The sequence below is a fragment of the Bifidobacterium castoris genome (genome assembly GCF_003952025.1).
Classification (GTDB): domain Bacteria; phylum Actinomycetota; class Actinomycetes; order Actinomycetales; family Bifidobacteriaceae; genus Bifidobacterium; species Bifidobacterium castoris.
On record NZ_QXGI01000013.1, the window covers coordinates 13,398 to 28,325 of the forward strand.

A 14,928-nucleotide genomic window follows, 5' to 3' on the forward strand; every position below is an offset into this window, starting at 1 on the left:
GCCTTCCTTTCCTTGCATTCTCATTCACGGAAGTCGCGGGCCTGCACCTTGTCCCACTCGTTCTGCATCGAATCGACGAACTGGTTGACGTTGCCGCTCAGGATCGCGGACTGCAGATAGCCGCCGATGTTGATCGACGACGGGATGTAATGGTCGCAGAAATCGGCCACACGATTGCTCTCGAAGAACGGACGCACCGTCTCCAGCGCCGGATCGCCGAAATAGGTCTCTTTGAGCGGCGTGATCGCCGACTGCGCCCGCGCATAATCCTCGAGCTGCTGCTTGCTCATCAGGAAGCGGATGAAACGCATCGCCTGCTCCGGATGCCTGCTGTTGGCGCCCATCGTCAGCATCACGTCGTCGCCGGCCGTGAGGATCTGCCCATCGGCGTCGTTCGTCGCCGGCATCTGCGCGAAACCGAGATCGATGTCCTTGTTGATCATCGTGATCTGCGGGATCGCATAGGTGCCGAGCGGGAGGATGGCGGCGGCGCCTTTCGCGAAGTTCTGCGTGCCCTGCTGATAGGTGACGCCCTTCTCGCCGTCCGCATAGCCGAACAGTTCGATCTCCTTGGCGACCGGCTCCGTCCAGATCCGCTTGAACGTCGTCGTGCCGTTGCGCAGATCCGTGTATTCGCGTTCGGGGACGAGCGTTCCGGCGAGCGACGCGAGCGGCGCCTGCGTCGTCCACGCGTCCGCGAGCGTCGCCTGGACGGGGTCGATGCCGGCGTCGCGGAACGTCTGCAGCATCGCCTTGAACTCATCCCACGTCTTCGGCGGATCGTCCGGATCGAGCCCGACCTTGCGGAACAGGTCCTTGTTGTAGATGTAGCCGGACGCGTTGCCGGCGAACGGCAACCCGTACAGCCGTTTCTTCGCGGGGTCCTTCGTCTGCACGAGGTTCTTCGCGATGTCCACCATGCCCTCGTTGAGTTCGTCGACGATCGGATCGTCGGTGAAGTCATGGAAGACGCCGCTCGCCGCGAAGGTGCCGAAGCTGTAGTCGCCGTTGAAGGTGATGACGTCCGGGACGCGGTCCTTGACGAAGCGCGTGCGCAGATCGGTCTGCGCGTTCGCGGAATTGTTGATGTTGATATGGATGTCCGGATTGTCCCGTTCGAATTCCTCGGCCGCCTGCTTGAACCAGTCCGCGGCCTCGGCCTTGAACTGGAAGAAATCGAGCGTGACCCGCCCATCGGCGCCGGCCGCGCCGCAGCCGGCCGCCGCCAGTCCGACGGCGACCGCGCATGCCGCGGCGCCGATCCCTTTCCATAGCCGCCGCGGCGTCGACGGCCGGCCGTTCGTTGCGAATGTCATCGTGACTCCCTTGTCCGTTCCAGTGTTCCTGGTTCCTGTTCCTCGACCGGCGGCCGCTCCATCACGTCCGCCGACACCATGCAGTGTATGGGATGCGCGGATTTCATTCCCACCGTCCCGCGCGTCCGAAAACGGCGCAAGAAAAACGGCGTATATTTATATACCCATGGAAACAAATTCGAATCGGCTCGAGTTCCCGCACTGGTTCAGCAAGTCGCAGGCCACGCACGACGTCGCGCGTGGCATCATGCAATACGGGCCGATCGCGCGCACGCCGCTCGCGCAGATCTTCAACCTGTCCCAGGGGGCGCTTTCTCGCATCACGAGCGACCTCATCTACGACGGCGTCATCGAGGAGCTGCCTGCGGGCGCCGCGCAGGCCGGAACGCCGCCCACGGGAGTGGCGGCCCATGACACGGGCGGCCGGCGCGGCCGGCCGCAGACGGCGCTGCGCATCCGCGAGGACGAGCACGTCTTCCTCGGCGTCAACATCCACGACGGCGCGATCACGGTCTCCGAGGTCAACACGATGTGCCGACCGATCGGCGCCGAGCTGACCGAGGACATCGCCGACCGCACCCCCGATGCGATCGTCGCGCAGATCGCGCGCATGGCGCGGACGGCCGCCGCGCTCGGCACGCCGGCGCCGACGGCGATCGGGCTCTCGCTCGGCGGGCATGTCGAGGACGACCGCCTCGTGACCTTCGCGCCGTTCCTGTACTGGGACGCCGCCGTCGATCTGGGCGCGCTCGTACAGCGCGCGACCGGCATCCCGACGAAAGTGTTCAACGACCTCGATTCGATCCTGCTGTATGAATGCTGGTTCGGCGACGCGATCGGGATTCCGCGCTTCGCCGTCATCACGATGGGCGCCGGCGTCGGCTATTCGCTTTCCGATCAGGGCAACCCGATCGACAATCCGGACAAAAGCTACGGCCTGGCCGGCCATGTGCTCATCGACCCGGAGGGGCCGCGCTGCTCGTCCGGACATGTGGGCTGTTCGCAGTGCCTGACGTCCGATTCGATCGCCGAGGAGTATTCGGGCATCGTCGGTCGGGTGACCACCTTCGAGGAGTTCTCGCACGACCTCAGCATGAACTTGCCGCAGGCGCGCCGCCTCGGCGAGCGCACGTGCTTCCGCCTCGGCGTGCTCGTCGCGACCGTCTCGAACCTCGCGATGCCGACGCAGGTGCTCATCAGCGGCGAAAGCTCGTTCATCGCGAAGAAGAACCGCGAGTTCATCCGCAAGGGCATCGACGTCTACCGGCACAGCCAGGCCGCGCCGGTGTCCTTCACGATCCCCGATTTCAGCTGGCGGCTGTGGTCGGACGCGGCGGCCGCGCGCGCGATCGCCGCGTTCATCAGCTGATCACATGCGCGTAACGGAGAACAGCACGGCGTTCGCCGGATGAATCGACGGCGGACGCAGACCGAAGGCGGCGAGCGCCGCACCATTCATGACGACGCCGTCGGGGTTCCACCAGCCGAGCGCGCTCTGCCCGTTGCCGATCCATGTGAACGGCTCGCCGCTGTCGATGTTGCACGGCAGCGGCCTGATCAGATAGTCGGCGTCCGGGTCGAGCCCCGGCAGCCGCACCGGCGCGGCCGGATAGGTCTGCGACGTCGTCAGCTGCGTGAAACGGTAGACGGCGCGCGCCCCGTCGGCGCTGACGACGCCGTCGACGCGCACGGACGGATCGGCGGCGTCGCCATGCACGACGACGCCGTGCGCGAAGTCGTCGCGATGCCGCTTGTAGGCGTCCACCCATACGCCGAGTTCATCGAGCGCCGACTGCGGCTCCTCGAGCAGGTTCCATTCGATGCCGAGATGCCCGAAGAACGCCATCGCCATGCGCATCCGCTGGCTCGTCGCGCGGTGCGTCGAATGGGCCGGGCTCGCGCCCACATGTTCGCCGATCATCTCCGGCGGCACGAGCAGCGACGTGTAGCGCTGGATGTCGGCGCGTTCGACCGGGTCGACGCAGTCGGAGGCCCAGATGCGGTCGGCGAGCGAGAGGATCGCGAGGTCGACGCGGCCGCCGCCGGACGAGCAGCTTTCGATCTCGAGGCCAGGATGGGCGTCCTTGAGATCACGGAAGATGCGGTAGACGGCGAGCGTCTGCCCGTGGACGGCCGGGCGGCCGGTGCGCGGCGAAACCGCTTCGGTCACGTATTTGTTGTGGTCCCATTTGATGTAGTCGATGCCGAGTTCGCCGACGAGCGCGTCCATGCAGCCATACACGTAGGCGTAGGCGTCCGGGTTCGTCAGATCGACGACCTGCTGACTACGCCCCTGCATCGGCAGACGGTGCGAGGTGGGGCGCAGCACCCAGTCGGGATGCTCTCGGTACATCCGCGAATTCGGGTTCACCATCTCCGGTTCGAACCACAGGCCGAACTCCATGCCCTTGGCGTGCACGTGGTCGGCGAGCGCCTTGAGCGAACGTCCGCCGTCGGGCCACACGTCTTGCGCGATCCACCAGTCGCCGAGTCCGGCCGTGTCGTCACGGCGGCCGCCGAACCATCCGTCGTCGACGACGAAGCGTTCGACGCCGCTGGCGGCGGCCTTGTCGGCGAGCACCTTGAGCGTATCGAAGTCATGCTTGAAATAGACGGCCTCCCAGGTGTTGAGGATGACCGGGCGCGGCTTGTCGGCGACGCCGTGCGCGGCGCGCCAGCGGGCGTGCGTCGCGCGCAGCTCGTCGTGGAAGCGCGCGGCGACCTCGTTGAGCCCCTCCCCGTAGGAGCCGTAGACCCACGGCGTCGTGTAGCCGGCGTCCTTCGGCGCACCGTCCGCTCCGTCGCCGCCGCGCGCGGGCAATGTCATCTCGCCGCCGGCGAGCACCTCGCCGCCGCCGATCAGTCCGGTCGTGTACGGCAGGCGTTCGGCGGCCATCAACGAATTGCCGCTCCAGGCGACATGCACCGAGTAGACGTCGCCGCCGGTGAAGCCGAAGCCGGGGCGTCCGGCGTTGAGCAGCAGCGACGCGTCGAAATCGGGACGGCCGACCATGCTCGCCTTCTGGAAGCGGCCGATCGTGAACGGCTGGCGTTGCGGCGAGCGTTCGCGCAGATGATGGCCGGTCGTCGTCAGCACTTCGGCCATGTCGGCGGGCACCGGGAACGCGAGTTCGACGTGGCCGATCTCGAGCGCCTCGGCGCGCATGTTCGTCACCGTCAGCCGCTGCCGCACGAGGCCGCTGCCGCGCAGTTCGCAACGCCAGACGATCCGCACGCCCTGTTCGTCGTCCTCGGCGGCGACGTCGACGCCGCCATCGTCGATCCGCACATCGGTGACGGCGAATCGGCAATACAGTTCGACGCCGTCGGCGCGCACGACGAAGCGCGGCGAACCCGTCCACGCCTCGGCCTGCGTCGGCAGCACGCTCGGCCATGCGGTCTCGTCGAGCGCGCCGGAGACGCGCTGCGGCCGCAACGCGTCCACGCAGGAGACGAGCGTGCGCGGATCGGACAGCGGACGCCCCCAATGCACGATACGCGGCAGCTCGTCGCCGACGATCGCGAACGCGAAGGCCGCGCGCGCGTCACGCTGTTCGAGATAGACGACACGCACCGCCTCGCCGCCGCTCGAGGTTCCGTTGAAATCCATGATCGTGGCCATCATCCGCCCTTTCCTCCGGGCTGCGCATGCGTCATCGCCGCAGCCGATATGCGATGGCGATCATCCTAGGAGTTCGCGCATTCCTTGACACGCGTCGGCGTGTTCACGCAGTCGGCAAGAAAATCGGCCGCCGACGCCGGCTCATGCGCGGCGCGCGCGGAAGAAATCGGCGAGTCTGGCCGCGCATGCCCGCTCACGCACGCCGCCGACGACCTCGGGCACATGGCCTGTATGCGGGTCGCGCGGGATGTCCCAGACCGAGCCGCAGGCGCCGAGCTTCGCATCCCATGCGCCGAAGACGATGCGCCCGATATGTGTCTGCAGGCACGCCCCCGCGCACATCGGGCACGGCTCGAGCGTCACGATGAGAGTGCAGTCCTCGAGATTCCAATCGTCGCGGTCGCTGGCGGCCTGACGCATCGCGAGGATCTCGGCATGGGCGAGCGGATCGGCGTCCCGCTCGCGCAGGTTGCATCCGGTGCCGACGAGGCGGCCGTGCCGGTCGACGATGACAGCGCCGACCGGCACGTCGCCGTGCGCGGCCGCCTCGTCGGCGAGCGCGAGCGCATCCTCCATCCATCCGCGCATTGCCGCGCGGTCCATCGGCATCAGCGGCATCAGCGGCTCCTTACATCGTTCGGCGGCCTTCCTTCGGATACGGTCCTTCCAGCCATCATACGATGCGCCACATGCCGGTAACGCGCCCCTTGCTATGCTGAACCGTATCCCCCTGATGAACGCTCCGAGCGGGGACAGCGTGACGTGACGGCAACGGCAAAAAGGCCAAGGAGGACCGACTGTGGCGATTTTCGAACTGATTCTGGGCATTGTCGCCGCCGTGCTGCTCTCCTCGTTCCTGAGCCGCTTCATCCCGCGCATCTCGACGCCGCTCGTGCAGATCGCGCTCGGCGTGCTCATGGCGCAGCTGGGCTTCATGCCGGCCACCGAACTCGACCCGGAACTGTTCATGGTACTGTTCATCGCGCCGCTGCTCTACCTCGAGGCGCATGAGATCAACAAAAGCCAGCTGCTCAAATCACTGAAGCTGTCGCTGTCGCTCGCCGTTGGACTGGCGATCGCGATCATGGTCGTCGTGGGGTTCACGCTGCACGCGATCTGGCCGATGTTCACGCTCGCCGCGGCGCTCGCGCTCGGCGCCGCGCTCGGTCCGACCGACGCCGTCGCGGTCAGCTCGCTGAGTCATGAGGCCTCGCTGTCTCAACGCCAGATCGGCGTGCTCAAGGGCGAATCGTTGTTCAACGACGCATCCGGCATCGTCGGCTTCCAGTTCGCGATCACTGCGGCCGTCACCGGCCAGTTCCGCGTGACCGAGGCGGTCGGAGAGTTCGTCGTCTCCTTCTTCGGCGGCGCGTTGTTCGGACTCGTCGTCGGCATCGTCGCCAACTGGCTGTTCGAGACCTCGCGTCAGCTCGGCTGGGAGACGACGACGTCGCGCATCCTGCTCGAGCTGTTCCTGCCGTTCCTGCTGTATCTGGGCGCCGAGGCCGTGCATGTCTCCGGCATCCTCGCCGTCGTCGCCGCCGGTCTGACGATGCGCTTCGACCGCACCGGCATCGGCCCGAACGTCGCGCGCACGAACATCGTCGCGTCGAGCGTATGGTCGGTGTTCTCGTTCTCGCTCAACGGCGCCGTGTTCATCCTGCTCGGCCTGCTGCTGCCCGGCGCGATGCGCGCGAGCTGGGACAACCCGTCGATCAGCAACTGGACGCTGATGACGATCATCCTGTGCGTCTCCGCCGTCATCGTCGGGCTGCGCTTCCTGTGGGTGTCCGCGATGCTGCGCCTGGCGCGCGCCGAGGATTCGCGCAAACGCCGCCGCATGACGCCGGAACGCTGGCGTTCGGCAGCCGTCATGACCTTCGGCGGCGCGAAGGGCACGATCACGCTGTCGCTGATGTTCACGATTCCCTATACGCTCGCAAGCGGCGAATGGTTCCCGATGCGCGACGAGCTCATCTTCATCGCCGGTGGCGTCATCATCGTCACGTTGTTGCTCGCGAACTTCCTGCTGCCAATCATCGCGCCGAACAAGGCGGCGGCCGAATCCCGCGAGATCACCGAAGCCTCGATCGAGGTGCTGCGGCGCACCGTCGAGGAGCTCGCCGAACTGACGACCGACGAGAACCGCACGCCCGTCATGGCCGTCATCAATTCGTACACGCAGCGCATCACACGGCTGAAGAAACGGCTCGGCGAGTCGAACGCGGACGCGCGCGCCGAGCTGCAGCTGGCCGCACTCGACTGGGAGAAGGACTACGTCAAGCGCCGGCTCGCGGAGACGCGCATCGACCCGCTGATCGACGCGCATGAACGCGACATCCGCGTCGAGGCCTGCGAACGGCTGCTCGACCAGATCATGACGACGCTGCGCCACACGCACACCGAACGCGACTCGTCGCATGTGCTGTGGCAGATCAAGGGACGCGCGCACTCGCTGCAGCGGCGCACCGTCATCGTCTCGCGGCGTGCGACGAACAAGATCCGCCGCAGCACGCCGATGTTCAGCGAGGACGAAGTGTACGGCAGCATGCGCGACCTGCAGACCGACGCGATCGACCACGTCATCGACCGGCTTTACGAGGAGATGACGAGCACGACCTACGACACGGAGATCGTGTCGGGGCTGCTGCTCGACTACCGCCGGGCCGAGGCGTCGCTCAAGTCGCGGCCGAACATGCGCAACTCGGCTGCGATGTCCACGCGGATCGACGCCGTCAAGCGCGAGAGCTTCGGCATCGAGCTCGGCGTCATCCAAGACATGCTCGAGAACGGCGACATCACGCGCGCGCAGGCGAAGCAGCTGCGCAAGAACGTCTACGTGATGAGCGTCGCCGCCGACGCGAACTTCTAGCGGCGCATCCCGCGCCCATGCACAAGGCGGCGCCGGCCATGATGGTCGGCGCCGCCTTGTGCATGTGGTGCCCGATGAGGGCTTCCCGGCTTACTGCAGCGCATCGCCGCCGGTCGTTGCACCGGCCTCATCGCCGGGTACGGCCGTCGTGCCGGCGTCGCCGGTCGGCGGAACGCCGGTGCCGCCGTTCACCATCGCATCGCCGCCGGTCGTCGTACCGGCCGCGTCGCCGCCGTTGACGCCGCCGTTGACGGTGCCATCGGTGGCGGTGCCGTCGAGTCCCGGCTGCTGCTGTGCACCGTTCGCCGCGTCCTGGAGCGCCTGCTGGCGCTGCGCCTCGGCGGCGGCCGCGTTCGCCGCCGTCAGCTCGTCCTCGGAGGCGCGCACCGTGTCGCCTGCCGCGCGCAGCGCATCGCGCTCCTTGTCGGCGGCCTCCTGCGTGAGACCCGCGTCGGCGGCCGTCTTCTTCGCGTCGTCGATCGCCGATAGCAGCGCTTCGCGCGTCGCCTCGTCGGCGACGAGACCGGCTGACTCGTCGTAAAGCGACTGCGCGTCGTCGATCGCCGACTGCAGGTCCTTCCTGATGCCGTCCGTCTTCGTGCGCGCGTCCTTCGACGCGTTGACGGCGGAGGCGGCGTCCTTGAGCGCTTTCGTCGCGTCCTCGATCTGCGTGGCCTGCGCGTCGAGCTTGCGCGCCGCCTGTTCGAGCGCCGGCTGCGCGAGCGACGCCGCGCACATCTGGTCGATGTCCTGCGCGTCCTTCTGCAGCGTCGTCGCCTGCTGGAGCGCGTCGGCGAACTTCGTGACCGTCGACGAGTCGGCGACGGCGTCCTGCGACGTCGACGCGAGGTCGCCGTCGGCCTTCACCTCCTTGTCGAGCGCAACCGACGCGGTCTGGACGAGCTGCTGCGAACGCTGGCAGGAGGCGAGCGCCGCGTTCTTCGCGTCGGCCGATTTGCCGCGCTGCCACAGCACGACGCCGGCGGCGACGATCGCGACGACGACGATCGCGGCGATGACCGCGATGACGATCTTCTTCTTGTTGGAGCCGCCCTGCGCGCCCCGGTTGCGGCCATGGCGGCCGTTATTGGGTTCGGACTCCTGCTCCCCGCCGTCGTCCTCGTCGGAGACCTTCCCGAGCGGCTCGAAGGAGGCCGGCGCGGTTTCGGCGGCCGGCTTGATGACGGGGTTCGTATAGGACGACGCCGTCCTGCCGAACACCTGCGTAGCCTCGGGGGCGTCCCCGTCGCGCGGTGTGGCGTGCGGTGTGATCGGCGGCAACGTCGTCGTCGCCGCGCCGTCCTGCGCCGCCTGCGTATGGGTGTTGACCGATGTGGGGGTCGGCGCCGGCGGGAACAGCTCGGTCCGCTCGTCGTCCGCGGCGGCGGCGCTGCCCTCGGCGGCGCCCCAGACCGGCACGTTGAAATCGTCGGAGGCCGCATCGGCATCCAGCGTCGACGGGGCGGACGGCGGCATCGCCTGCGTCGGCGCCTCGGTGTTTGAATTCGCGAACGTGAAGGTCGGCATCGCCTGTGTCTCGGCAGGCGCGGCCACCGCCTGCGGCTGCACCGGCATCGTCGGCGCCGCATCGGCGGATGCAGTCGGCGCCGACGGCCGCGCGGATGCCGCGGTCTGCGTACGCGACGGTTCGCGCTTCGGCGTCGGCGCGTCATCGAAGGACGGGAAGCGCAGCGCGGCGCTGTCGACGCGCTCGTCGACCGGCTGCAGACTGGGGTCGATGTCGCCGGCGGGATCGCTCGGAAACTGCAGGTCGGAATTGGAAGGGTTGGAGTTGTTCGCCATTGGCCGTCAGCCTCTCTCTTCATCTCATGCGGACGCGCGGGCGACGCGGGCGCATCCGTAGCATCTAACGGGGAACGCCGCGACGGGCACGTTCGTGGGCGCCGACCACTAGTCGGTGATCTGTGCGCGGTAGAAGTTCACATAGGAGCGCGACGGCGTCGGGCCGCGCTGTCCCTGATAGTGGGAGCCGGTCACCGACGAGCCGTAGGGATGCTCGGCGGGCGAGCTCAGCTGGAAGAAGCACATCTGCCCGATCTTCATGCCCGGCCACAGCTTCACCGGAAGCGTCGAGACATTGGACAGCTCGAGTGTGATGTGGCCTTCGAAACCGGGGTCGATGAAGCCGGCCGTCGAATGCGTCAGGATGCCGAGACGGCCGAGCGAGCTCTTGCCCTCGAGGCGCGCGGCGAGCGTCGCGTCGAGCTTGACGTACTCCCATGTCGAGCCGAGCGCGAACTCGCCCGGGTGCAGGATCCACGGCTCGCCGGGGTCGACCTCGAACTGCTCGGTGAGCTCACCCTGGTTCTCCGCCGGATCCACATAGGTGTACGCATGGTTGTTGAACAGGCGGAAGAAACGGTCGAGACGCACGTCGATCGATGCGGGCTGCACCATTTCAGGCGTCCACGGATCGAGCGAGATATGGCCCTCGCCCTGCGCGGCGAGGATATCGCGATCGGACAGCAGCATCTTGGAGCATCTCCTTCGTGACGGCTTGGTTCCCATGCCATGGCCGTATATGCACGGTCATGCTTGATTCAGTGTAATTGCGTACGCCGACGCATCCGCGACGTCCGGACGACCATCCCGCGGTCGGCTGATTCATGCACGCCGACGAGGCGGCGACGCGCATGGTGCGCGTATATTGGCGGTATGACTGATGCATCCGAAGACCGTGGCGCCCTCATCGGGCGCCCGTCGACGGTCGTTCCCGGCCGTTTCGGCGATCCGCTCACCGTCACCGCCGCGCGCACGTCGCGCGACGGCGCCACCGCCGCCGGCGGCCGTCCGCTGTTCCTGTGTCTGCACGGCTGGGGTTCCAACGAGGACGATCTGGCCGACATGATGCGCTATGTGGCCCCCTACAACGATTACGTCTCGCTGCGCGCGCCGCTCGTGCTGCAGGAGGCCTCCCCCATGCGTCCGGGGGCTTACTCGTGGCTGCATGACGCGATCCCGGTCGGCGAGGACCTCGACCGCGACGCCTTCGCGGCGGCCACGGCGATCGACGAGTGGGTGACGGCGAATGTCGACGTCGGCCGCGACGTCGTGCCGATCGGCTTCTCGCAGGGCGGCATGCTGGCGATCCAGCTGCTGCGCGTGCACCCCGAACGCTACCGCGCGGCGATCAGCCTGTCCGGCTTCCTCGCGCCGGGCGCCGTCGATGCCGCCCATCCGGCCGACGGACAGCTGCTTGAACTCAACATCCCGACCTTCTACGGCTACGGTTCGGCGGACACCGTCGTGCCGAAGTACGACATCTACGAGACGCTCGCATGGCTCGAGGAGTACACATGGCTCACAGCGCATGAATACCGCGGCCTCGACCATGCGGTGAGCCTTCCCGAATTCGCCGACCTGCGCCAGTGGCTGCTCGACCACGACATCTCGTCGGGCATCATCTGAGTTCTGAATCGTTGCGCGCAGCGGGGCCGGGCGCCCCTCCCTGACAGGGGCGCCCGGCCCCGCTGCGCGCAACGATCACCGCATGGCGTTATCGGATGCGCCGCAACCGCGTGCAGCCGAGCAGCGCAACCGCCGATACGACCGACGCGAACGCGATGAGCGCGACCGGCGCCACCGACGAACCGGTGTCGGCGACATCCGCGGATGCGGACGGCTCGGCACCGGACTTGACGGGCCGCGTCGCCTTATCCCGCTGCTTCGCGATGGTCTCGTCCTTCCCGGTGGCATCCTCTCCGCCGTCATCCTTGATGCCGGGCTTCGCAGGCTCGGCCGCCTCGTCGCCGGGCTTCGCGGGGACTTCGCTCGACGGCAGGACCGTGTAGTCGGCACCGGCCGCCGTGTCGAACACGAGCAACGTCGCACCATCACGATTCGTCACATACCGGTGCGGCACAGCGGCGCCCTTCGCGTCGACCACCGTGTAGTCGGCGGCGCCTCCGGCCGTGAGCTTCAACGCGGCTGCGCCACCGTTGCGCGACAACAGATGCGTGCGCGACGTACGCCCCTGCGCCCAATCGATGTCGAGGACGAAGCCCCCACGCGCCACGAGTCCCCGCACTTGTCCCTGCGCGGCCCATGCCGACGGCAGCGCCGGCAACACGTTCACATAGTTGGCGTAGGTCGCGCCGTCATCGGCGACGAAGGTCGAATTCGACTGCATCAGCATCTCGTCGACGCCGGATGTGTTGCCGAAGTTGCCGTCGATCTGGAATGGCGGATGCACATCGAAGAGATTCGCGTACATCGCGTTCTTCAGCTGCTGTTCGATCAGACGGTACGCATGGTCGCCGTCGCCGGTGCGCGCCCACGCATTGATGCGCTGGCCGACGCCCCAGCCGGTGCTGTCATCCCCACGCTGCAGCATCGACGTCTTCGCGGCCTCCATGTAGGCGGCATTGTCCACCGTGATCAGATCGCCGGGGAACAGGCCGAGCAGATGCGACATATGCCGGTGATGCGGTTCATACGCAGGGATGTCGGTGCCGTCGGCTTTCTTGCCGAGCGCGCCTTCGAAATACCATTCCTTGATTTGACCGCTCTCGCCGACCTCGATCGGTTTGAGCAGGCTGACGGCGCACGACCATGAACGGTTCGCCTGTGCATCAACGAAATGGCCGGCCTGATCCTTCACCCAATTATCCGCCGTGCAGTGCTCGGTCGAGCCGATGAGCGCATCATCGGTCTTCAGCGTCCGCGCGGCCTCGATCGAGTCATGCAGCAGCTGCCAGACGAGGGAGCTCTCATAGGTGTTGCCGTCGGTGCCCTGCGGACCGTGTTCCGGCGAGTATGCGACGCCTGTCGTCAGGCGGTTTGAACCGTCGGAGGCCTTCTGCGCGGAGCGGTGCAGCATGAAGTCGATGTACAGGCGCGATTCCTCCTTGAGCAGCGGGTAGATGACGTCGCGCAGCTGGTCGACGTCGCCACCGTATTCGTAGGCCTCATAGACGTTCTGCAACAACCACGGCATCGCCGCCGGACTCCATCCCCAGGAGAACTCGGCGCCCGGCGTCGTCCATCCATAGGCCGTGTTCTCGGTATGCGCCATGAAACCGTTGCCAGCGCCGATCGGCGTCCCGACCGGCGTGGCGGCTCCCGCATAGGTCTTCGCGGTGACGCGACCCGGCTCTACGAGTCCCTGCGCATAGGCGATGAGCGGCTGCGAGAGTTCGGCGAGATTGGATGAATAGACCGGCCAGTAGTTCATCTGAAGGTTCACGTTCATGTGGAAGTCGGAGCCCCACGGCGTCTTGCCATGCGCGTTGTCGTCGGCGGTCGACGACCAGATGCCCTGCAGATTCGACGGCAGTTGGCTGTCCTCACGCGACGAGCCGATTGCGAGATAGCGCCCGTACTGGTAGACAAGCGTCTCAAGCGCGCGCCGCTGCGCATCCGAGGCGCTGCCGTCGCTGTAGGCGTCCAGCAATGCGTCCGTAGGCGTTGCCTCATAGTCGACGGGCGCGCCGATCTGCAACCGCACGCGGTCAAAGAGCGCACTGTGGTCGGCGACGTGGTCTGCGCGCACGGCGTCGTAGCCGCGGGCAGCCGCCGCATCGAGCGTGCCCCGGACGCGTTCGGCGAGCGCGTCCGCGCTTTCACCGGTGCGATATGCCGGATAGGACTGCCGGTAGTCTGTGGCGGCAGCCACGTAGAAGGTCACGGCGTCGGCGTCCGAGACATGCAAGCTCGTGCCGTCGGCCGCTGCTGCGACGCGGCCGCCGTCGGCCACCACCTTGATCTGCGCGTCGTAGTTGAGCCCGTTGTTGCCGAGCGCGCCACGCACGATGAGAGTCGCGTCGTCGACGGCCTTCGTCTCGCCGCGTTTGCTGAACTGGTTCGTCGTCATGCCGAGGTCGAGCGTCAAGGACTGCGGCTTGTCCGCCGTCAGTCTGCCAACCATCACGTGATCAGGGTGGGACGCGAAGTATTCACGCGTGTATGTCGTGCCGTCATGCACGAAGGAGACGTCGGCGACCCCAGAGGAGAGGTCGAGGCCGCGACGGTAGGAGGAGTGGGTGGTGTCCTTGAATCCATAGTCGATGTCGATCTCCCCCCAGTTCTGATAGGAACCTTGCTGGGCGGCGTCCTCGCCGCCGGTGAGATCGGCCGGGTCGACGAGGTCGGCACCCTGTTCGAGTTCGGCGTTCAGTGCCCGCAGCGTCGCGCCGTCACGGCCTTTTGCCGCATTGTTGCCGCCGTTGTAATCGGGGGCGCTGCCGGGGCCGCCGGTCCACAACGTCTCCTCGTTGAAGGTGATGCGTTCTCTGCTGACTTCGCCCCACACGGTGCCGCCGAGCCGGCCGTTGCCAATCGGCAGCGTCGTCTGCTGCCACTGGTTGTCCGCATCGGACACGTTGTTGCCGGGCTTATGGCGCAACGCCGTCTCGGATGCCGGTTGCGCATACCACAACTGCGGACGGCTGTCCTTCGGTGCCGCCGTTTCGTCCGCGACGGCCGTTAGCGGCGCCGTGAGCAGCGCAACGGCCGTGGCGAGGCCGATCAGGGCGGGAAATGCCTTGCGTATTTGTTTCATCTGGGTGACCTTACAATGGGTCCGTCGATTCCATGTGGCGCGCCGTTGCGCCGGGATGACGGTGTTCGGATAAGAAGATGTTGAATGAATGAATGGATGAGATATAGAGGGACAGCCAACAGGCAGTGACACACGTCCGTGAGGGCGATGGTCGCTGCCAGCTGGCTGTCCGGCACGGGGAATGAGGCTGGTTCCGGTTCAGCGACCGGAACCGGCAGTCATTCACTTGTTGCTGCGCTTGCGGAACACGAGCACGCCCACACCGGCGAACATCAGCACGATGGCCGTGATGACCAAGGCGATGATGCTGGAACCGGTCTGGCTCAGCTGTGCGGTTGAGGCGGGGTTGCCTCCCTTGGGCTGTTCGGCGGCCTTCTTACCCGGATCGTTCGGATCAAGCGGATCGGTGCCGTTCTTGATCTCGTCACCATCGGACAGACCGTCGCCATCGGTATCCGCCTTGTTCGGATTGGTCGGCTTGCCGTCGTTCTTCGCGCCGGTGACCTCGTCGCCGTCCGAAACACCATCGCCATCCGTGTCCGGATTGAGCGGATCGGTGTTGCCGGGCTTGCCGTCGGGATCATGCTTGCCGTCGGGG

Annotated in this window: 10 protein-coding genes; 3 read left to right on the forward strand and 7 right to left on the reverse strand. The window is 66.9% G+C overall.

The annotated features are described in order from the left end of the window. Positions 1-20 precede the first annotated feature (20 nt). Positions 21-1,316 carry an ABC transporter substrate-binding protein gene (locus D2E22_RS10180; protein ID WP_126032966.1) on the reverse strand — a complete coding sequence of 432 codons (1,296 nt, stop codon included), beginning with the start codon at positions 1,314-1,316 and terminating at the stop codon, positions 21-23. A 166-nt stretch (positions 1,317-1,482) separates the two neighbouring features. On the opposite strand from D2E22_RS10180, the gene D2E22_RS10185 reads away from it, so the two are divergent. Continuing rightward, positions 1,483-2,685, forward strand: coding sequence for an ROK family protein (locus D2E22_RS10185; RefSeq protein ID WP_126032967.1), 1,203 nt, complete (start codon positions 1,483-1,485; stop codon positions 2,683-2,685). On the opposite strand, the gene D2E22_RS10190 is transcribed toward D2E22_RS10185, so the two are convergent. Together D2E22_RS10190 and D2E22_RS10195 are read right to left on the reverse strand one after the other, a co-directional pair. Then, positions 2,686-4,938, reverse strand: coding sequence for an alpha-galactosidase (locus tag D2E22_RS10190; protein WP_126032977.1), 2,253 nt, complete (start codon positions 4,936-4,938; stop codon positions 2,686-2,688). Between the two features lie 141 nt (positions 4,939-5,079). After that, complete coding sequence (locus D2E22_RS10195; protein ID WP_241218404.1) at positions 5,080-5,556, reverse strand: nucleoside deaminase; 477 nt, start codon at positions 5,554-5,556, stop codon at positions 5,080-5,082. A 181-nt stretch (positions 5,557-5,737) separates the two neighbouring features. Between D2E22_RS10195 and D2E22_RS10200 the strand changes: the two genes are divergently transcribed. After that, entirely contained in the window at positions 5,738-7,810 is a 2,073-nt protein-coding gene (locus D2E22_RS10200; protein WP_126032968.1) for a Na+/H+ antiporter, read from the forward strand. A gap of 90 nt (positions 7,811-7,900) precedes the next feature. Here the strand turns inward: D2E22_RS10200 and D2E22_RS10205 are convergent, their stop codons facing one another. Continuing rightward, positions 7,901-9,613 carry a hypothetical protein gene (locus D2E22_RS10205; RefSeq protein WP_126032969.1) on the reverse strand — a complete coding sequence of 571 codons (1,713 nt, stop codon included), beginning with the start codon at positions 9,611-9,613 and terminating at the stop codon, positions 7,901-7,903. Between the two features lie 108 nt (positions 9,614-9,721). Beyond that, positions 9,722-10,303: a dCTP deaminase gene (dcd, locus tag D2E22_RS10210; protein WP_126032970.1), complete on the reverse strand. Its 582-nt coding sequence runs from the start codon at positions 10,301-10,303 to the stop codon at positions 9,722-9,724. A gap of 183 nt (positions 10,304-10,486) precedes the next feature. Between dcd and D2E22_RS10215 the strand changes: the two genes are divergently transcribed. Further along, the gene (locus D2E22_RS10215) at positions 10,487-11,239 is read left to right on the forward strand and encodes an alpha/beta hydrolase (protein ID WP_126032971.1); all 753 of its coding nucleotides are present in this window, start codon (positions 10,487-10,489) and stop codon (positions 11,237-11,239) included. An 88-nt stretch (positions 11,240-11,327) separates the two neighbouring features. On the opposite strand, the gene D2E22_RS10220 is transcribed toward D2E22_RS10215, so the two are convergent. Then, entirely contained in the window at positions 11,328-14,330 is a 3,003-nt protein-coding gene (locus tag D2E22_RS10220) for a glycoside hydrolase family 95 protein (RefSeq protein WP_126032972.1), read from the reverse strand. A 222-nt stretch (positions 14,331-14,552) separates the two neighbouring features. Continuing rightward, positions 14,553-14,928 (reverse strand): LPXTG cell wall anchor domain-containing protein (locus D2E22_RS10695; protein WP_126032973.1); only part of this gene is annotated, 376 nt, incomplete at its 5' end.